The organism is Janibacter sp. RAF52 (assembly GCF_052114035.1).
Taxonomy (GTDB): Bacteria; Actinomycetota; Actinomycetes; order Actinomycetales; family Dermatophilaceae; genus Janibacter; species Janibacter hoylei.
The window spans coordinates 115,022-132,819 of record NZ_JBFRDY010000004.1 but is presented as its reverse complement, the minus strand read 5'-3'; the positions used below and the strand labels follow the sequence as shown (position 1 = coordinate 132,819).

18 protein-coding genes are annotated in these 17,798 nt (G+C 72.9%); 8 read left to right on the top strand and 10 right to left on the bottom strand.

Translation table 11 applies throughout. From position 1 onward, the window contains the following. Positions 1-33: 33 nt before the first annotated feature. Entirely contained in the window at positions 34-816 is a 783-nt protein-coding gene (locus AB4Y78_RS07380; protein WP_441713619.1) for an alpha/beta fold hydrolase, read from the top strand. Then, positions 813-1,433, top strand: coding sequence for a hypothetical protein (locus AB4Y78_RS07375; protein ID WP_441713618.1), 621 nt, complete (start codon positions 813-815; stop codon positions 1,431-1,433). The genes AB4Y78_RS07380 and AB4Y78_RS07375 overlap by 4 nt, the downstream gene beginning before the upstream one ends. Here AB4Y78_RS07375 and AB4Y78_RS07370 read toward each other — a convergent pair. Further along, positions 1,420-2,523, bottom strand: coding sequence for a PQQ-dependent sugar dehydrogenase (locus AB4Y78_RS07370; RefSeq protein WP_441713617.1), 1,104 nt, complete (start codon positions 2,521-2,523; stop codon positions 1,420-1,422). The genes AB4Y78_RS07375 and AB4Y78_RS07370 overlap by 14 nt on opposite strands. A gap of 34 nt (positions 2,524-2,557) precedes the next feature. Between AB4Y78_RS07370 and AB4Y78_RS07365 the strand changes: the two genes are divergently transcribed. Together AB4Y78_RS07365 and AB4Y78_RS07360 are read left to right on the top strand one after the other, a co-directional pair. Then, entirely contained in the window at positions 2,558-2,683 is a 126-nt protein-coding gene (locus AB4Y78_RS07365) for a hypothetical protein (RefSeq protein ID WP_272948436.1), read from the top strand. Beyond that, the gene (locus AB4Y78_RS07360; protein WP_441713616.1) at positions 2,683-3,867 is read left to right on the top strand and encodes a hypothetical protein; all 1,185 of its coding nucleotides are present in this window, start codon (positions 2,683-2,685) and stop codon (positions 3,865-3,867) included. Before AB4Y78_RS07365 ends, AB4Y78_RS07360 begins: the two co-directional genes overlap by 1 nt. Before the next feature lie 236 nt (positions 3,868-4,103). On the opposite strand, the gene AB4Y78_RS07355 is transcribed toward AB4Y78_RS07360, so the two are convergent. Beyond that, on the bottom strand, positions 4,104-4,856 hold the full coding sequence (locus AB4Y78_RS07355) for a hypothetical protein (protein WP_441713615.1): 753 nt from the start codon (positions 4,854-4,856) through the stop codon (positions 4,104-4,106). Then, positions 4,853-5,692, bottom strand: a complete 840-nt coding sequence (locus AB4Y78_RS07350) for a hypothetical protein (RefSeq protein ID WP_259908765.1) — start codon at positions 5,690-5,692, stop codon at positions 4,853-4,855. The genes AB4Y78_RS07355 and AB4Y78_RS07350 overlap by 4 nt, the downstream gene beginning before the upstream one ends. Positions 5,693-5,781: 89 nt before the next feature. Between AB4Y78_RS07350 and AB4Y78_RS07345 the strand changes: the two genes are divergently transcribed. Together AB4Y78_RS07345 and AB4Y78_RS07340 are read left to right on the top strand one after the other, a co-directional pair. Further along, complete coding sequence (locus tag AB4Y78_RS07345; RefSeq protein ID WP_306512162.1) at positions 5,782-6,384, top strand: histone deacetylase; 603 nt, start codon at positions 5,782-5,784, stop codon at positions 6,382-6,384. Between the two features lie 228 nt (positions 6,385-6,612). Beyond that, positions 6,613-7,047 carry a hypothetical protein gene (locus tag AB4Y78_RS07340; protein ID WP_441713614.1) on the top strand — a complete coding sequence of 145 codons (435 nt, stop codon included), beginning with the start codon at positions 6,613-6,615 and terminating at the stop codon, positions 7,045-7,047. Positions 7,048-7,070: 23 nt separating this feature from the next. On the opposite strand, the gene ychF is transcribed toward AB4Y78_RS07340, so the two are convergent. Genes ychF through AB4Y78_RS07325 form a run of 3 tightly spaced genes read right to left on the bottom strand, consistent with a single transcriptional unit; the run spans position 7,071 to position 9,031 of the window. Further along, positions 7,071-8,156, bottom strand: a complete 1,086-nt coding sequence (ychF, locus tag AB4Y78_RS07335; protein ID WP_441713613.1) for a redox-regulated ATPase YchF — start codon at positions 8,154-8,156, stop codon at positions 7,071-7,073. 12 nt (positions 8,157-8,168) lie between these two features. Further along, positions 8,169-8,480 (bottom strand): hypothetical protein, encoded by a 312-nt coding sequence (locus AB4Y78_RS07330; protein WP_441713612.1) that lies wholly within the window; start codon positions 8,478-8,480, stop codon positions 8,169-8,171. After that, a complete protein-coding gene (locus tag AB4Y78_RS07325; RefSeq protein WP_441713611.1) occupies positions 8,477-9,031 on the bottom strand; it encodes an NUDIX domain-containing protein in 555 nt (184 codons plus the stop codon). The genes AB4Y78_RS07330 and AB4Y78_RS07325 overlap by 4 nt, the downstream gene beginning before the upstream one ends. A gap of 104 nt (positions 9,032-9,135) precedes the next feature. Here AB4Y78_RS07325 and AB4Y78_RS07320 point away from each other — a divergent pair, with 104 nt between their 5' ends. Both AB4Y78_RS07320 and AB4Y78_RS07315 read left to right on the top strand, forming a co-directional pair. After that, positions 9,136-10,842 carry a DUF222 domain-containing protein gene (locus AB4Y78_RS07320; RefSeq protein WP_441713610.1) on the top strand — a complete coding sequence of 569 codons (1,707 nt, stop codon included), beginning with the start codon at positions 9,136-9,138 and terminating at the stop codon, positions 10,840-10,842. Between the two features lie 57 nt (positions 10,843-10,899). Beyond that, positions 10,900-12,108 (top strand): DNA recombination protein RmuC, encoded by a 1,209-nt coding sequence (locus tag AB4Y78_RS07315; protein ID WP_441713609.1) that lies wholly within the window; start codon positions 10,900-10,902, stop codon positions 12,106-12,108. Between the two features lie 302 nt (positions 12,109-12,410). Here the strand turns inward: AB4Y78_RS07315 and hutI are convergent, their stop codons facing one another. Genes hutI through hutH form a run of 4 tightly spaced genes read right to left on the bottom strand, consistent with a single transcriptional unit; the run spans position 12,411 to position 17,755 of the window. Continuing rightward, positions 12,411-13,571 (bottom strand): imidazolonepropionase, encoded by a 1,161-nt coding sequence (hutI, locus tag AB4Y78_RS07310; RefSeq protein ID WP_441713608.1) that lies wholly within the window; start codon positions 13,569-13,571, stop codon positions 12,411-12,413. Continuing rightward, entirely contained in the window at positions 13,568-14,491 is a 924-nt protein-coding gene (gene hutG, locus AB4Y78_RS07305; protein WP_441713607.1) for a formimidoylglutamase, read from the bottom strand. Before hutG ends, hutI begins: the two co-directional genes overlap by 4 nt. A gap of 2 nt (positions 14,492-14,493) precedes the next feature. After that, on the bottom strand, positions 14,494-16,188 hold the full coding sequence (locus AB4Y78_RS07300) for a urocanate hydratase (protein ID WP_441713692.1): 1,695 nt from the start codon (positions 16,186-16,188) through the stop codon (positions 14,494-14,496). A 10-nt stretch (positions 16,189-16,198) separates the two neighbouring features. Then, positions 16,199-17,755: a histidine ammonia-lyase gene (gene hutH, locus AB4Y78_RS07295; RefSeq protein WP_441713605.1), complete on the bottom strand. Its 1,557-nt coding sequence runs from the start codon at positions 17,753-17,755 to the stop codon at positions 16,199-16,201. Between the last annotated feature and the right edge of the window lie 43 nt (positions 17,756-17,798).

The following is a 17,798-nucleotide window of genomic DNA, read 5'->3' as shown; positions in this document are numbered from 1 at the left end:
GTGCCGACCGCGCGCCGGGCGAGGAGGTGGCCCGTGACGGACTTCGACGTCCCCGGCGCCCGGCTGCAGACGGAGTACAGCAACGAAGGGGGACACCCCGTCGTCCAGCTCCACGGCCTGACCTCCAGCCGGGAGCGCGACCGGGTCCTCGACCTCGATCTCGGCCGCGGTCTGAGCGGTACCCGACTGCTGCGCTACGACGCCCGCGGGCACGGCCGGTCGACCGGCCGACCGGTGGCCGACGACTACGCGTGGCCCCGGCTCGCCCACGATCTGCTCGCCCTGCTCCACGCGTGGTTCCCCGGCGAGCGCGTGCACGGTGTCGGGCCGTCGATGGGCTGTGCGACCCTGCTGCACGCGGCACTGCTGGAGCCGGGGCGCTTCAGCGGGCTGACACTCATCGTGCCCCCGACGGCCTGGGAGACCCGCGCCGCCAGGGCGCATGACTACGAGCGGTCCGCCGAGGCGGTCGAGACCCACGGCGTCGAGCTACTGCTGCGGGCCCAGGCCGCTGCACCCGCGCCGCCGGCGACCGCCGGGGCACCCGACACCGTGCCCGACGTGCGGACCGACCTGCTGCCGTGGGTCTTCCGCGGAGCCGCCCGCAGCGACCTGCCCGACCGCAAGGCACTGCGCTCGATCGACCTGCCGACGACGATCCTCGCCTGGACGGACGACCCGGCGCACCCGCTGTCGACGGCCGAGACGCTGCTCGACCTGCTCCCCCGCGCCACCCTGCAGGTGGCGAGCACCCGAGCCGAGGTCCACCTCTGGCCCGCCGTCCTCATGGCCGACGTCGAGCGCACCGGACGATGAGCGGCCCGCCACCCCTGCCCCAGGCGATGGCCGTGCTCGACGCGGGCGGGCAGGTCCGCATCGCCCGCTCACGCGCCTACGCGCTCGGCCTCCTCGTGCTGGCTCTGCTCGTCGGGGCGGGCCTGCTCGCCTGGCTCGTCTTCGCCGTCGGCGACGGGCTGCGCCGCGACCGGATGGGCGTGGCGCTCGCGCACCCCGTCACCTGGGCCTCCGCCGTCGCGGTGCTCGGCTGCGCCGTCCTGCCCGTCGCCGTCGTCGTGCGACTGCGCCGTCGGGAGGCCCTCGTCCTCTCCCGCGAGGGTCTGTCCACGGAGTCCGGCGGTGTCATCCGCTCGCACGTTCCGTGGACGGGCATCGCCCGGGTGGGCTTCGAGCGGATGAGCATGCACGGCGCGCCCTACCGCCCCGGCCCGCGATCAGTGACCTACGTCCTGACACCGCAGGCGATCGAGGCGCGAGACCGAGCCCTGCTGGCTGCCGGCCGGCGCCCACCGCGATACGGCCCGCTCGGGCCCGGTGGCTACGTCCTCGAGCACGGCTACACGGGCGGACGGCGGCGCCTCCACGAGCTCCTCGCCGCCGCGCACCACCGCTACGGCGGCATCAGGCCTTCCTGACGACGCCCAAGCGCAGGATGCGGTCGTCGCCGTCGTCGGGGTCGCCGCGACCGTCGGTGTCGTTGGTGAGGACCCACAGTGAGCCGTCGGGTGCCACCGCCACGTCCCGCAGCCGACCGTGCTCGCCGACGAGGTGCTCGGTGGAGGTGCTCGGGTCGTCGAGCGGCACCTCGCGCAGCCGCTCGCCACGCAGGTTGGCGATCCAGATGCTGTCGTCGGTGATCGCGATGCCACTCGGGCTCGCCTCGTCGGTCGCCCACTGCTGCACCGGGTCGGTGAAGCGCCCGTCGTCGGCGGCGCCCTCGACGGTCGGCCAGCCGTAGTCGGCGCCGGCCTCGATGACGTTGAGCTCGTCCCACGTGTCCTGGCCGAACTCGCTGGCATACATCGTCCCGTCGTCGTCCCAGGCTATGCCCTGCGGGTTGCGGTGGCCGAGGGTCCAGACGAGCGAGTCGTCGAAGGGATTGTCCTCGGGCACCTCGCCCTCGGGCGTCAGCCGCAGGATCTTGCCGGCGAGGCTCTCGGGGTCCTGGGCGCGGTCGGTCTCGCCGGCGTCACCGGTCGTCACGTAGAGCATGTCGTCGGGCCCGAAGGCGATCCGACCGCCGTTGTGGAAGCTCGCCGACGGGATGCCGTCGAGGATCGTCTCGGCGTCGCCGAGAGCGAGCGAGCCCGGCTCGCCGGTCAGCTCGTGGCGCACGACGCGGTTGTCGTCGGCGCTCGTGAAGTAGGTGTAGAGGTGGTCGTCGTGCACGGCGAGGCCGAGCAGGCCCCCTTCGCCTCCCGCGGAGACGCCCTCGACGGTGCCGACCTCGCGGGTGCCGCCGTCATCATCGGTGACCTCGAGGACGCGGCCGGAGTCGCGCTCGCTGACGAGCGTCATGTCGTCGTCGACCACGATGGACCACGGGGCGTCGAGGCCGGTGACGACGTCAGGCGGCGCGCTGCCGGACGAGGACGAAGGGGGTGCACCCGACGTCGTCGTGCCGGACCCGGAGGTACCACGGTCCGTCGCCTCCCCCGAGCAGCCGACCAGCAGGGCTGTCGCCGCGGCGAGCGCGGCGGCACGGGGAACTGTCCGGTGGTCCATGACCTGACGCTACCGGCGGGCCTAGCCTGAGGCCATGGACGAGACGACCCCCCTTCGCGTCGTGCCGGTGGTCGACGACTGGACCCGCCTGACGCCGGCGGCGAGGCAGGCCTGGCGCGCGCGGCTCGGGACGCTCCGGCAGACCGAGATCCTCAACTGATGACCCGCCTCCAGCTGCTCCTCGACACCCTCGGCGCGAGCGAGGACCACCCGACCGTGCGGGAGCTCGTCGACCTGTTCGGCGGCACCCCCGTCGCCACGGACGAGCGGCTCGTCGACGAGCCCGCTCACCGCTCGCGTCGGCTGACCTTCGCCTCGGGCGGGGAGATCGTGCTGCACGACGGCGCGGTCGTGGCCGTGCTGCTCCACGTGCGGCCGACTCCCTTCGCCCGCACGGGGATCGACCTGCGCGACTGGCTCGGCCGAGCCGGTCGACGAACGACGCTGGACGGCCTCGCGAAGGCCGTGGACGCCAGGCCGAGGTTCGGCGGGAGGTACGCGTACTTCGAGCGCGACGGCGGCTTCGTGCGCTGCCGGTTCGACGGTCGGTGGACGGAACCCGGGCACCTCGTCGAGTTCGCCGTCACCCTCGACCAGCCGGGACGCGCCTGCCAGCCGGACGACGACACCTGCCCCGTCTGCGGTGACCTGCCGGTGCGGGCACCCGCCGGTGACGGGCTCGACGTCGACGCGACCGTCGTTGCCCTGCACCGCAGGCGGGACGACGGCCTGCTCTCCGACACGTACTCCCCCGCGCCGCTCGCGGACCTCCAGCTGCTGCACCGCTCCGGGCTCATGGAGCGCGTCGAGAGCCAGCTCGACTGCTCCGACTGCGGTCGGATCAGCGCGCTCACCCTCCATCGGGACGGGCCGGCCACCTTCGGCCACGTCATGTACGACGAGGCCAGGCGGCGACCGATGGAGGCGATCCCGCCCGTGGAGCAGTGGGGCGATGCGGCCCGCATCGCCGCCGCCGCGGATGCGCTGCGCTACGTCGACCACCGACCGGGGTCGTGGTTCCTCGCGCGGCGCGGGGACGACCTCTACCTCGAGTCGCGGTACGTCCGCAGCAGCATGGTCGACGGGTCGTGCCTCGTCCGGCTGGAGCCCGCGGAGGTCGAGGGGTACGAGTGCAGTGGAGCCGAGTACCTCGACGACCTGGCGCGGCGGATCGACGTGAGCCGCCCGTGGTCGCAGGACTCACCTGTCGGCCGGCGCAACCTGCACCTCGACAGCACGGCTGCCGACCTGGTGGCGGAGTTTGCGGTCGCCGTCCGGGACCACCGGTGGGTCGCCGAGCGGCGGCAGGCGGCGCACCGCCGGATGCTCTCCGACGGGGACTGAGCGCCGACCCACGCGGCCCCACGCTGGGGTGATGGGCCTGAGGATGGACAACGTCGGCATCGTCGTGGAGGACCGGTCGTCGCCGACCACCGCACTGCGCCGGTCAACGCGCTCGGCTACCTCCGGGTGATGTGCGCCGTCGACGAGCTCGACGCCACGCTGGATCGCTTGCAGGACAAGGGCGTCGAGATGGTGAGCACCGAGATCTTGCGCTTCGAGGACGCCTATCGACTCTGCTACGTGCGAGGGCCCGACGGGATCCTGCTCGGGCTGGCGGAGGAGCTGGCCGGGTCCGACCAAGGCACGAGATCCGACCGCCCCAGCCACGAACCGTGCTCGGACAGCGGTCGGAAGCGGTAGGTCGCGAACTCGTGGTGGAAGTCGCGCCGCTCCCGCTCGCGCATCGCCGCGGAGTGCCGGTCCGGCTCAGGCACTTCGGAGCGGCCGTGGACCATCTCGCCCATCTCGCGCACGCTGCGCCAGATCGAGAAGGTCGAGATCGTCCGCGGCGGGCGCAGCGCGGCCGCGGCGAGCGTCACCCCGGGGTGGTCGCGGACGAGGCGCTCGACCGGGCGGCCGTGGTGCAGGAAGCGCGGGATCTCGGGGATCTTCATGCGGGCGAGGGTGACGGCCACGACCGGCTCGTCCTGCTCCAGGGTGCCGGTGCGGGCGGGCAGCCCGTCGAAGGCCGCGATCGTCGACCAGCGCCGGACGAACTCCAGCCGCACGTGCCAGCCGGCGTCGAGCCGCTGACCCAGCGGGTCACGCTCGAGGAAGCGGACGAGGGCATCCTCGTCGCGCCACTGGGCGAAGACCGCCAGCCGTCGCAGCTGGAGTCGCTCGGGCGAGACGACGGGCGCCCCGAGTCGCATGAGGGAGAGACACTCGAGGTGGTCGAGACCGGGGACGCTTGCCGGGGTGCGCGGCCGCAGAAGTACTGCCGCTCCTACGCGCGCGGGCACCTGGGCCAGGTGGAAGCTGTGGATCATGCCGCGGGCTCCAGCTTGTAGTGCAGGCGAAGGGCGGGACGGTCCCACATGCGCAGCACGTGGTCGGTGCGCAGCGTCCCCTGCGGGTCGAGGTACATGTGGAAGGTCTCCCGCAGCGGCACCTTGGCCGCGTGGCTGCGTCGCCCCCGGACGACGACGTAGGCACCGTCCTCGCCAAACCGCCCACCGAGCGACTCGAGGAGGAAGCCACCGCCGTCGAGGACCGAGGGCCGCAGGAAGACCTGGAGGTTGCCCGACTCGAGGGGGAAGGTCACGTGCACGCTGGGGCGGTCGGCCCCGGGGAGGGTCCGCGTCGCGTAGGCCCCGCTGAAGACGGTGCGGCCGGTGGCGCGCAGGGCGCGGGTCCACGCGGCGGCGACCTGCTCGCCCTGCGCGTCGAGGATCGGGGTCACGACGCTGTCCATGCCGTGGGCGACGTCGAGCGGGCGCATCGGCAGGGCCAGCTGCTCCACCCGCCTCCCCCAGAGTCTGGCGACGAGCTCCCCGCCCGGCCAGAAGAGCGGGGACCAGGCCGACCAGACCTCCATCCGCCACGAGGCCGTGTGCTCGTAGAAGTCACGCACCGCCGGGTGCAGCCGGGCGGCGTCGAAGCCTGGCCCGTCGAGGAGCGACATCGACGGCAGCAGACCCGCGCTGGGGTCGTCGTCGACCACCGAACCGCCGTGGCGCGCGGCCTCGGCCGCCAGCCAGTCCTTGGCCACCCGTGGCGAGCCGCTCACGGGGCCGTCGAGCCAGCTCTCGTCGCCATCGAGGTCGACGGATCGCCCGGTGATCGTCCAGAACTTCCGGGACCCGATGTCCAGCAGGTGCGGCACGCGCTCGATTGTGCCGCAGACGGCTCGGCGGACCGGCCCAAGCGGGGGCTGTGTGGCCGTCCGGAGGTGCGCGGACGACAATGGGAGGGATGCTCCCTTCGCACCTGTGGTACGTCAGCTATGGCTCCAACATGTCCCGCCGCCGTCTCGGCTGCTACCTCGCCGGTGGCACGCCGCCTGGATCGATGAGGACCTATGCCGGGGCGCGCGACCGGACCATGCCGACGGCCGATCACGCGGTGACCCTGCCGGGGAGCCTGTACTTCGCCGGCGAGTCGCGGACCTGGGGTGGCGGGGTCGCCTTCTACGACCACGACTCCCCCGGCGAGACCGCCGGCCGCGCCTACCTGCTGACGATCGGGCAGTTCGTCGACGTCGCCAACCAGGAGATGCACCGGCCGGCCGACCCGGACGACCCGCTCGAGGAGGTGCTGCTCACCGGGCTGCCCGGCGAGCGCCACCAGGCGGGGCCCGGCCACTACGAGACGCTCGTGCGGGTCGGCGAGCACGAGGGGCTGCCGATGCTCACCTTCACCGCGCCCCACGGCATGCACGCGGTCCCGCACACCGCTCCCCGACCGGCCTACCTCGCGATGCTCGCCGAGGGGCTGCGCGAGGCGCACCGGTGGGACGAGGAGCGGATCGAGGGGTACTTCGCGGCGCGCGCGCTGCGCGATCAGCCGATCGTGTAGCCCATGCCACGGCCGCTCCGCGCGAGGGCGGCCATGAAGGACCTGGCGCGCTGCAGGTAGTGCAGCGCGTACTCGGGCCCGCGCTCCCCGCGAAGAGCGAGCGAAAGCCATCTTCGATCGTGCCGGTGTCGACGTCGGCGGACTCACTCTCGTCGAAACGAAACTCGACCGGGTGGCGTCACGGATAGGCCTCGCCGTCGCGTATCGAGAGCACGTAAATTCGGGAGGATGTGCGCCACCAATCTGTGGGCGATCAACGCCGCAGCCTTCACTTCGAAGTTCCAGCGATTCACTGAGGACAGGCTGGGCATGCCGCCCGTGCAGACCACCATGCGCATAGCCTCCGGTCGTGTCCGAGGCTCGTCCGTGGTGTTCACTCTGACCAGCCGGATGTGTGACTGCGACACTCTCATCGGGCGTCGCAACGAGGCGCCGGTCCACGGTGAGATCGAAGCCGACGCGTGGCTCGGGTGGTTGCGTGACATGCCGGACCACGTCGCGAACGTCTCGCGTGTCGCTGTGCTCCGAGCCTGGAGCCCCGGGGACGACGATGTGGTGCCCTCCCGAGCTCGAGGCATCGGCATCGGAGAACTCAGCGAGAGCGTGCTGCGCGACGTCCGCGACGACACTCTGCTGACGATCGACTACCCGCGGGTGGTCTGAACGCCAACTGCCCGGAGCTTCCGCTACACGTTGAAGCGGAACTCCACCACGTCACCATCAGCCATGACGTAGTCCTTGCCCTCCATGCGGACCTTGCCGGCGGCCTTCGCCTCGGCCATCGAGCCGAGCGTGTCCAGGTCCTCGAAGGAGACGACCTCGGCCTTGATGAAGCCGCGCTCGAAGTCGGTGTGGATGACGCCGGCGGCCTTGGGCGCGGTGTCACCCTTGTGGATCGTCCAGGCGCGCGACTCCTTGGGGCCGGCGGTGAGGTAGGTCTGCAGCCCGAGCGTGTTGAAGCCCTTGCGCGCCAGCTGGTCCAGGCCCGGCTCGTCGATGCCGACACCCTCGAGCAGCTCGCGGGCGTCCTCGTCGTCGAGCTCGGCGACCTCGGACTCGAGCTTGGCGTTGAGGAAGATCGCCTCCGCCGGCTCGACGAGCGCCTGCCACTGGGCCTGCAGGTCGGTGTCGGTCAGCTGGTCCTCGTCGACGTTGAAGACGTAGAGGAAGGGCTTGGTCGTGAGCAGCCCGAGCTGTGAGGCGATGGTCATGTCGACCCCGGCGGCGGCCCCCTTCGCGAAGAGGGTGTCGCCGGCCTCGAGGACCCCGCGGGCGGCGAGCGCCGTGTCGAGGACCTCCTTGTCGGTCTTCTTGCCCTTGACCTCCTTCTCGATCCGCGGGATCGCGGTCTCGAGGGTCTGCAGGTCGGCGAGCACGAGCTCGGTGTTGATCGTCTCCATGTCGGAGGCGGGGTCGATCTTGCCGTCGACGTGGGTCACGTCGTCGTCGACGAAGGCGCGCACCACCTGGCAGATCGCGTCGGACTCGCGGATGTTGGCGAGGAACTTGTTGCCCAGCCCCTCCCCTTCGCTCGCGCCACGGACGATGCCGGCGATGTCGACGAAGGAGACCGTCGCGGGCAGGATCTTGTCACTGCCGAAGATCTCGGCGAGCCGCGCCAGGCGGGAGTCCGGCAGCGGGACGACGCCGACATTGGGCTCGATGGTCGCGAAGGGGTAGTTCGCGGCGAGGACGTTGTTCTTCGTCAGAGCGTTGAACATCGTCGACTTACCGACGTTGGGGAGACCGACGATTCCGATGGAGAGTGCCACGGGGACAGGAGTCTAACCGCGCGAAGGGGGATCCCCGGCCTCGTCCGTCCCGTCACGGGCGTCGCCGGCGGCGACCCAGCGCCGCAGCACGGTCCGCAGGGCCCACCAGATCGCGACGAAGAGTGCGAGCAGTCCGAGCAGACGCGGCCACGACCCACCGGACGTCGCGATGACCGGCACGTAAACCAGGGTGCACACGATCGGCAGCGCGGCGAGCAGCAGGATGAAGTCCTTGGCCGTCTCGCGGCCCCACATCTGCCACAGGAGGGGCCGGTTCGTCGGCTGGCGGCGGGGCAGCTCCAGGTCGTGGAGGGGGTCGCTCACGGGTCGCCCCGTTCCGTGGAGTTCTCGAGGTAGAGCGTCGTGTCGGTCGCGACCGCCTCGGCGATCATCGCCGCGGTGTAGGGCGCGACCCGCTCGGCGACCGTCGCCGGGTCGACCCAGTGCACAGCCTTGATCTCGCGGGCCTGCAGGGTCGCGTCGTCGAGGAAGGTGCTGGGCACGGTCCCGAGGTCGAAGAGGCACAGCAGCGCGTCATCCCACCCTCGGTAGGGCGGCAGCCAGTTGACCGCGAGCATGCCGCGGACGGTGACCTCGAGACCGAGCTCCTCCTTGACCTCGCGCACCACGCAGTGCGCCGGGGACTCCCCCGGGTCGACGATGCCGCCGGGCAGATCCTGGTCGCGCTTGTAGACCAGCTCGCACAGGGCAACCCGGCCGGCCTCGTCGCGCAGCAGGCCCTGGGCGATGAGCCGCTTCTTGGGAAGGCGTGTGTTGAGGACCTTGATGAAGGCGAGCCGACCGGCCTCTGTCGCGAGGTCGGGCCGCGTCGCGGCGGCCTTCACCTCTTCCTCGGTGGGCTCGTCGCTCGTCATGGCCACGAGGCTACCCGGGCGTGTACTCCCTTCGCCCGCAGCGTTGTCGGTGCTCGGCGAGAGGATGGGGGCATGGCTCGTCGACGATGACGAAGGGGGACGACGTGACGGTCGTGCAGATGGAGACGGTGGGGACCGGGCCGCTCGGGGAGGTGCGGTCGCGGACGGGTCCAGGTGACCCGGGTCCGGACCCGGATCGGTGGCTCGACGGGGTGCTGGGGGCGGTGACGACGGCCCGCGACCGGGTGCTGCGTGGCGCTCCCGGCCTCGACGACGGGCAGCTCGAGCGGGGCCTCGTGGCGACCGAGGCGGTCCGCCGGGCGGTCGACGGTCTGGAGCTCGCCCTCGTCGCGGAGGTCGGGCGCCGGGGCGAGGAGCGCGGCCCGGACGGCCGCTACCGGGAGGTGCGCCTGCCCGCGGGCACGGTCGCCGACATGGCGTCCGACGCGGTGGCCGTGGCGACCGGTATCGGACCCACCGAGGCGAGCCGACGGTGCGCGGTGGCGTCGCGTGCGGCGACCGACCTCGCAGCCCTGGCGGCGCTCGTCGCCGAGGGTCGGATCGGGCGCCGCGCCCTCGAGATGGTGCACCGGCACACGCGTGACACCACGCCCGAGACGACGGCGGCGATCGTCGAGCACCTGCTCGCCGCCCGCCGTGGATCGCCCGGCTCGGTCCGGGTCGTCGGGATGGAGCCGCATGAGGTCGCCAAGACCTGCCGACGCCTCGTCTCGCGGCTCGAGCCGGACCTCGTGCAGGCCCGGGCCGACGCCAACCGCGCCACCAGGCTCGACGTGCGTACGGAGCCCGGAGCGGTCGGCACCAGCTGGCTCACGGCGGTCCTGCCGAGCGAAATCGCCGCGGCGATCAAGGTCGCCGTCGACGCCGCGGGCCAGCGGTGGCGCGCTGAGCAGCCGGACCTGCCGATCGGCACCGCACGAGCCCTGGGCCTGGCCGACCTCGTGCTGTGCGGCAGCGAGGTCACTGCCGAGGTGCGGCTCGGGGTGCCGATCATCGCGTCGGCAGTCTCGCGGCTGACGTTCGTGCCGGTGGACGACCCGACGTGCCCCGTCTGCCGTGGCGAGGAGGACCCCGTGGCCGGCCTCTTCGAGGAGGGCGTCACCCACGAGGCGGTGGTGCACGAGCACCTGCGGATCGTCTCTGGCGAGGGCGCCGACGCGGTCGGTGTGCTCGCGCACGAGTGGATGGGCGAAGACGTGACGACCCAGGTTCGGGTCGGTGGCGGCGACCGGTGGGTGTCGGGGACCACGATCCCGGGCGTCGGCTTCGTGCCGCCCGACGCCGTCGCGGCAGTCGTCGGGCGCCTCGACACGCGGGTCGGTCGGGCGCTGCTCGACGCGCGGACCGGCACCCTGCTCGAGACGTCGACGTCGAGCTATGCGATCCCGCGGGCGCAGCGCGAGTTCGTCGCGACCCGCGACGGCATCTGCCGGATGTGGGGCTGCGACCGGCCGGTGGAGTCGCGACGACTCGGCTGGTCCGCCGACGTCGACCACGCGACGCCGTGGCCGCGCGGCGAGACCAGCCCGGCCAACCTGTCGGACCTGTGCCGGCACCACCACCGGGTCAAGCACTCCCCCCGCTGGGGCCACCGCCTGCGCGAGGACGGCTCGACCGAATGGGTGACGCCGGGCGGTGTCGTCGCCTTCACCTACCCCGTGCACGCGGTCGACGCGGAGGGTTCGTCCCCGCTGGCGGGGACCGACGAGCCCGACGAAGGGAGCCCCACCTCCCCTTCGTCCCCGCCCGTGGGGACCAACGAGGCCGAGGAGGACGCGCCGCCCTTCTGATCGGCTTCGGCCGCCGCCCGTCCCACGGCTGTCGGGGGTCGCTGGTTGGCTGGGGCCATGGACATCACGACCCTCATCACGGGCCTGCTCCTCGGCCTCGTCGTCGGCGGTCTGCTCGTGTGGCTGACCGGGCGAGCCGAGGTGGCCGGCCTGCGGGCAGAGCGCGACGGGCTGCGCGAGCGGATCGACGAGATCGCAGCGGTCCACGATGACGACTCCCGCACGGCCGCGGCCCTCGCCCCCATGGGCGAGGTGCTGCAGCGGGTCTCGCGCAAGGTCGACGAGCTCGAGCGCGACCGGGTCGACCAGTTCGCGTCGGTGCGCGAAGCGCTGGGCCGCGTCGAGCAGACGACGACCCGGGTCGGCCACGAGGCCTCGTCGCTCGCCTCGTCCCTGCGCATCTCGTCGGTGCGCGGGGCGTGGGGCGAGGTCCAGCTGCGACGGGTGCTCGAGGTGTCGGGGATGCTCGCGCGCACGGACTTCGAGGAGCAGGCCCAGGGCGTGGCGCGCGACGAGCGTGCGGTGCGCCCCGACGTCGTGGTGCACCTGCCGGGCGGCAAGCACCTCGTCATCGACGCCAAGGCCCCGATGTCGCACTGGCTTCAGGCGCAGGCCGACGACATCGACCCCGGCGAGCGGGACCGCCTGCTCGAGGGGCACGCGGCCGCGCTGCGCGCGCACGTCGACACCCTGGCGGGCAAGGCCTACTGGACGGCCTTCGACCCCTCGCCCGAGATGGTCGTGTGCTTCGTCCCATCCGACGCGACGCTGGCCGCGGCCCTCGCGCGGGTGCCCGGCCTGCACGAGGAGGCCATGGCGGCGCGGGTCGTGCTCGTCTCCCCGAGCACCCTGCTCGCGCTGCTGCGCACCGTCGCCTTCGCGTGGCAGCAGGACACGGTGACGAGCGAAGCCCGCGAGCTGCTGTCGGTCGGCCGCGAGCTGTACGCCCGACTGGCGACGCTCGGGGAGCACGCGACCCGGATGGGCCGCTCGCTGCAGCGATCCGTCGACGACTACAACCGGCTCGTCGGGTCGCTCGAGAGCCGGGTGCTCGTCAGTGCCCGCCGCATGCACGAGCTGGGTCTCGCGACCGACGGCCTGCCCGAGGTCGAGCCGGTGTCGGTGGCCCCGCGCCCACTCACCGCCCCTGAGCTGCTCGACGCCGTCGCGGCGCCCGACGCCCGCCCCGAGCTCGACGTCGACATGCCGCCGAGTCGGTGGGCAGGCGGTCGCAGGACCAGCACGGATCAGGAGGAGGCGTCATGACGTCACCCACGACCCCGACCGGCACCCGTCGTGGGAGCCGCCGCTCGCCGGCAGCGACGCGGAGCAGATCGTCGCGGCTCTCGACCGCCAGCGAGCCACCCTGCGGTGGAAGGCCGATGGGCTCGAGTCGGTCGACGGGCGGACCGGTGAGGACCCGGCCCCGGACTGGGTGACGCCCTGGGACCGGGGCTGAGCCCCTCCCCTTCGTCCGCATTTCCCTAGGGAAATGACAGCCGCCCTCCGTATTTCCCTAGGGAAATGACAGCCGTCCTCCGTATTTCCCTAGGGAAATGCGCAAGCCCTCAGACCTCCAACGACCGGGCGATCGGTACCCCGGCGCGGTAGCTCAGGTGCAGGTGGTTGGGCGCCTCCAGCAGGGCGAGGTCGGCGCGGGCACCCACCTCGATCCGGCCGATGTCGTCGCGGTGCAGTGCGCGGGCTCCGCCGCGGGTCGCGGCGACGACGGCCTCGCTCGGCGTGAGGCCCATCTCCCGCACCGCGAGCGCGATGACGAAGGGCATCGAGCTCGAGTAGCAGGTCCCCGGGTTGCAGTCGCTCGCGAGCGCGACCGACACCCCGGCATCGAGCAGCGCCCGGGCATCCGGCCACGGAGACCGGGTCGAAAACTCCACGCCCGGCAGCAGCGTCGCCGTCGTCGTGCCGGCACAGCCGACCAACGCGTCGACATCCGCCGACGAGAGGTACGTGCAGTGGTCGACGCTCGCGGCGCCGAGCTCGCAGGCAAGCTGCACACCGGGCCCGTGACCGAGCTGGTTGCCGTGGACCCGCAGCCCGAGCCCCGCCGCGCGGCCGGCCTCGAGCACCTCGCGCGACTCCTCCCCGGTGAAGGCGTGCGGCGAGTGCGGCTCGCAAAACACGTCGACCCACCGGGCGTGCGGCGCACACGCCGCGAGCATCTCGCCGGTGACGAGCTCGACGTAGCCCGCCCGGTCATCACGCATCTCCGCGGGCACGACGTGCGCCCCGAGATAGGTCACCTCGTCGGTGACCTCAGCGGCCAGGCGCAGCGCCCGCTCCTCGTCGGCGACGGTGAGGCCGTAGCCGGACTTCACCTCGACCGTCGTCGTGCCCTGGGCGCGCATCTCCGCGACGCGAGCCGCGAGCGCGGCCCGCAGGTGGTCATCACCGGCCTCGCGGGTCGCAGCGACCGACACCCCGATGCCGCCCCCGTCGTAGACCTGGCCCGCCATCCGAGCGGCGAACTCCGCCGACCGGTCCCCCGCGAAGACGAGATGGGCGTGACTGTCCACGAAACCCGGTGTGACACAACGCCCTTCGACGTCGATGACCGCGTCCGCGGCGGGTGCCGACGAAGCGGGCCCGACCCAAGCGATGCGCCCGGCGTCGACGACGAGGGCGTGGTCGGCGCGGGCGCCGACGCCCCCTTCGCCCGTGCCGTCGCAGGTGACGAGCTCACCGATGTTGGTGACGAGCGTGCTCATGCCGACCTCCTGCGCGCGGCCTCGCGGGTGATGACGCGGTGGATCAACCGGGCCGCCACGCGGGCGGTCCGCTGGTCGACGTCCAGGCGCGGGTTGAGCTCGGTGACGTCGAGGTGGACGAGCTTGCCGCTGTCGACGACCGCGTCGCACACCGACTGGATGACGAAGGGGGGAACCCCCAGTGCCGCAGGCGCGCTCACCCCGGGCGCCACCGCAGCGGGCAGCACGTCGAGGTCGATCGTCAGGTACACCTCGTCGACCCCCGCGAGGACGTCGCCGACGAAGGCCACGGCCGGCTCGACCTGCTGGCTGTCGTCGTCGAGCAACCACCGCGCGCCGAGCGCCTTGGCGGTGTCGAAGAGTGCCGACGTGTTGCCGGTGCGCGCGATGCCGAGCACCGCGTAGTCGAAGTCCAGCCCCGCCGCCTGGCGCTCGCGCGCGATCTGCCGGAAGGGCGTGCCCGACGTCGGCCGGTCCGCCTCCCGCAGGTCGAAGTGCGCGTCGAGGTTGAGCACCCCGAGCCCCGGCCGCAGGCCGAGCCCGAGATGGCTGCCGTAGGCCGTCTCGTGCCCGCCCCCGAGGACGACGGTCAGGTCGGCGCCCTCGCGGGCGGCCGCGATCACCTCGCCGAGCCGGGCGTGGCCCCCTTCGAGGTCCTCGCCGTCGATGACGACGTCACCGTGGTCGACGACCGTGAGGTCCTCGTGGACGGCGAGGGAGGCGAGCGCGGCCCGGATCGCCCCCGGCCCCTCGGCCGCGCCGACGCGACCGCGGTTGCGGCGCACCCCTTCGTCACTGGCGAAGCCGACGAGCGCGGCGTCGGCCGGTCGGCCGGACCTGGGCTCGGCCACGACGCCCCAGAAGCGCCGGTGCGCCGGCCCGTCGCCGTCGCTGCGCCCGCTCCACGCGAAGGGAGCCATGCTCACCCCTCCTGCCCGTCCCGGATGCGCGGCTCCATCGGCACCCGCACCCCGCGCTCGGCGGCGACCTCCGCGGCCCGCGAGTAGCCCGCGTCGACGTGCCGCATCACGCCCATGCCGGGGTCGTTGGTGAGCAGCCGGTCGAGCTTCTGCGCGGCGAGGTCGGTGCCGTCGGCGACGCCGACCTGGCCGGCGTGGATCGAGCGGCCAATGCCCACGCCGCCGCCGTGGTGGATCGACACCCAGGTCGCACCGGAGCTCGTCGCGGTGAGGGCGTTGAGCAGCGGCCAGTCGGCGATGGCGTCGGAGCCGTCGAGCATCGACTCGGTCTCGCGGTAGGGCGAGGCGACGGAGCCGGAGTCGAGGTGGTCGCGGCCGATGACGATCGGCGCCTTGACCTTGCCCTCGCGCACGAGCTCGTTGAAGAGCAGGCCCGCCTGGTGCCGCTCGCCGTAGCCGAGCCAGCAGATGCGCGCGGGCAGGCCCTCGAACTCGACGAGCTCGCCGGCGGCGTCGAGCCAGCGGTGCAGGTGCTCGTTGTCCGGGAAGAGCTCCTTGAGCGCGGCGTCGGTGACGGCGATGTCCTCCGGGTCACCCGACAGCGCCACCCAGCGAAAGGGCCCGAGCCCCTCGCAGAAGAGCGGCCGGATGTACGCCGGGACGAAGCCGGGGAACTCGAAGGCCCGCGTGTAGCCGGCGTGCCGGGCCTCGTCGCGGATGCTGTTGCCGTAGTCGAAGACCTCGGCGCCCTCGTCCTGGAACTCGACCATCGCCTGGACCTGCGCGGCCATCGACTCGCGCGACTTCTTGGTGAAGCCCTCCGGGTCGGCCTCGGACTCGCGCTGCCACTCGTCGAGCGTCACCTCCGCCGGCAGGTAGCTCAGCGGGTCGTGCGCGCTCGTCTGGTCGGTGACGACGTCGACCTCGACCTCGCCGGCCCGGTGGCGGCGCAGGATCTCGGGGAAGATCTCCGCGGCGTTGCCGACGAGACCGACGGACAGGGCGCGGCGCTCCCCCTTCGCCGCGATGACCTTGGCGAGGGCCACCTCGAGATCGGTCTCGACCTCGTCGAGGTAGCGCTTGGCCTGGCGCCGGCGCAGCCGCGTCTCGTCGACGTCGACGATGAGGCAGGCGCCGCCGTTGAGCGTCACGGCGAGGGGCTGCGCGCCGCCCATGCCGCCGCAGCCGCCGGTGAGGGTCAGGGTGCCGGCGAGCGTCCCACCGAACCGCTTGCGACCCACCGCGGCGAAGGTCTCGTAGGTGCCCTGGAGGATCCCCTGGGTCGCGATGTAGATCCACGACCCGGCGGTCATCTGGCCGTACATCATCAGGCCCTCGGCCTCGAGCTTGCGAAACTCCGGCCACGTGGCCCAGTCGCCGACGAGGTTGGAGTTGGCCAGGAGCACGCGCGGCGCCCACGGGTTGGTCCGCAGCACGCCGACCGGCTTGCCCGACTGCACGAGCAGCGTCTCGTCGTCGGCGAGGTCGGTGAGGGTCTCGACGATCGCGTCGAAGGCCTCCCACGATCGCGCGGCACGGCCGGTGCCGCCGTAGACGACGAGGTCGTCAGGGCGCTCGGCGACCTCGGGGTCGAGGTTGTTCATGAGCATGCGCAGCGGCGCCTCGGTCTGCCAGCTGCGGGCGGTCAGCTCGGTGCCTCGGGGGGCACGCACGGGACGGGCTCCGTCCATGGTGATCAGGCTCCTTCTACTTCAGCGAGCCGGTGACGGACTGTGCGGCCGCGAGGACCGACCCGTCGACGACGGCGAGGTGGGCGGCGGTGAGGTCGGGCGAGGTGAAGCGGTCCGGGCCGGGCCCGCTCTCCCCGTGCTCGGCGAGGGCGTCGATGACTGCGGCGGTGGCCGATGCCGGACGAAGGGGGGCCCGCAGCGCGATCCCCCGCGCGGCGGTGTGCAGCTCGATGGCGACGACCCGGGCGAGCGCGTCGACGCTGCGGCGCAGCTTGCGCGCGGCGCCCCAGCCCATCGACACGTGGTCCTCCTGCATGGCGCTGCTCGGGATCGAGTCGACGCTGGCGGGGGTGGCCAGGCGCTTCATCTCCGAGACCATCCCGGCGGCCGTGTACTGCGCGATCATCAGGCCGGAGTCGGTGCCGGGGTCATCAGCGAGGAAGGGCGGCAGCCCGTTGGACCGCTTGACGTCGAGGAAGCGGTCGGTGCGCCGCTCGCTCATGCTCGCGACGTCAGCGGCGACGATCGCGAGGAAGTCGAGGACGTAGGCCACGGGTGCCCCGTGGAAGTTGCCGTTGGACTCCACGCGCCCGTCGAGGGTGACGACGGGGTTGTCGATGGCCGAGGAGAGCTCGTGGCCGGCGATCGTCGCGGCGTGCTCGACGGTGTCGCGGGCACCACCGTGCACCTGCGGCGCGCAGCGAAGGGAGTAGGCGTCCTGGACGCGCGTGCAGGCCGCCGGGTCGCGGTGGCTGTCACGGATCGGGCTGTCGGCGAGGACGGCGCGCATGTTGGCGGCCGAGAGGGCCTGGCCGGGCTGGGGGCGCAGGGCCTGCAGGTCTGCGGCGAAGACGTCGTCGGTCCCGAGCAGCCCCTCGACGCTCATCGCGGTGGCGATGTCGGCGGTGGTGAGCAGGCGGCGCAGGTCGTGGACGGCGAGGCAGAGCATGCCGAGCATGCCGTCGGTGCCGTTGATGAGCGCCAGGCCCTCCTTCTCGTGGAGCTCGACGGGGGTCAGGCCGGCACCGGTGAGCGCCTCGGCCGCGTCGACCTCGTCGCCGCCGTCGACCCGCACCCGCCCCTCGCCCATGAGGGTGAGCGCGCAGTGGCTGAGCGGGGAGAGGTCGCCGGAGCAGCCGAGCGACCCGTACTCGTGGACGACCGGGGTGATGTGGCGCTGCAGCAGCGCGAGGTAGAGACGGAGGGTCTCCTCGCGGATGCCGGTGCGACCGGTCGCGAGGGTCTGGACGCGCAGCAGCATGAGCGCGCGCACGACCTCCTCCTCGACCTCTGGGCCCGCGCCGGCCGCGTGGCTGCGCACGAGCGAGCGCTGCAGCTGGGCGCGCTTGTCGTGCGGGATGTGCGTCGTCGCCAGGGCGCCGAAGCCGGTCGAGACGCCGTAGTGGGCGACGGTGTCCTCCGCGAGGCCCTCGATGACGGTGCGCGCAGCGCGGACCCGCTCCCAGGCGGAGTCGCTGATCTCGACGGCGGCGTGGTGGCGGGCGACGGCGACGACCTCGTCGATGGTGAGGGGCCGGTCGCCGAGGACGACGGTGGTGGTGTCGGTGCTCATGGGTCCATGCAACTCCCTTCGGCGTCACCGGGAGCGCCGACGG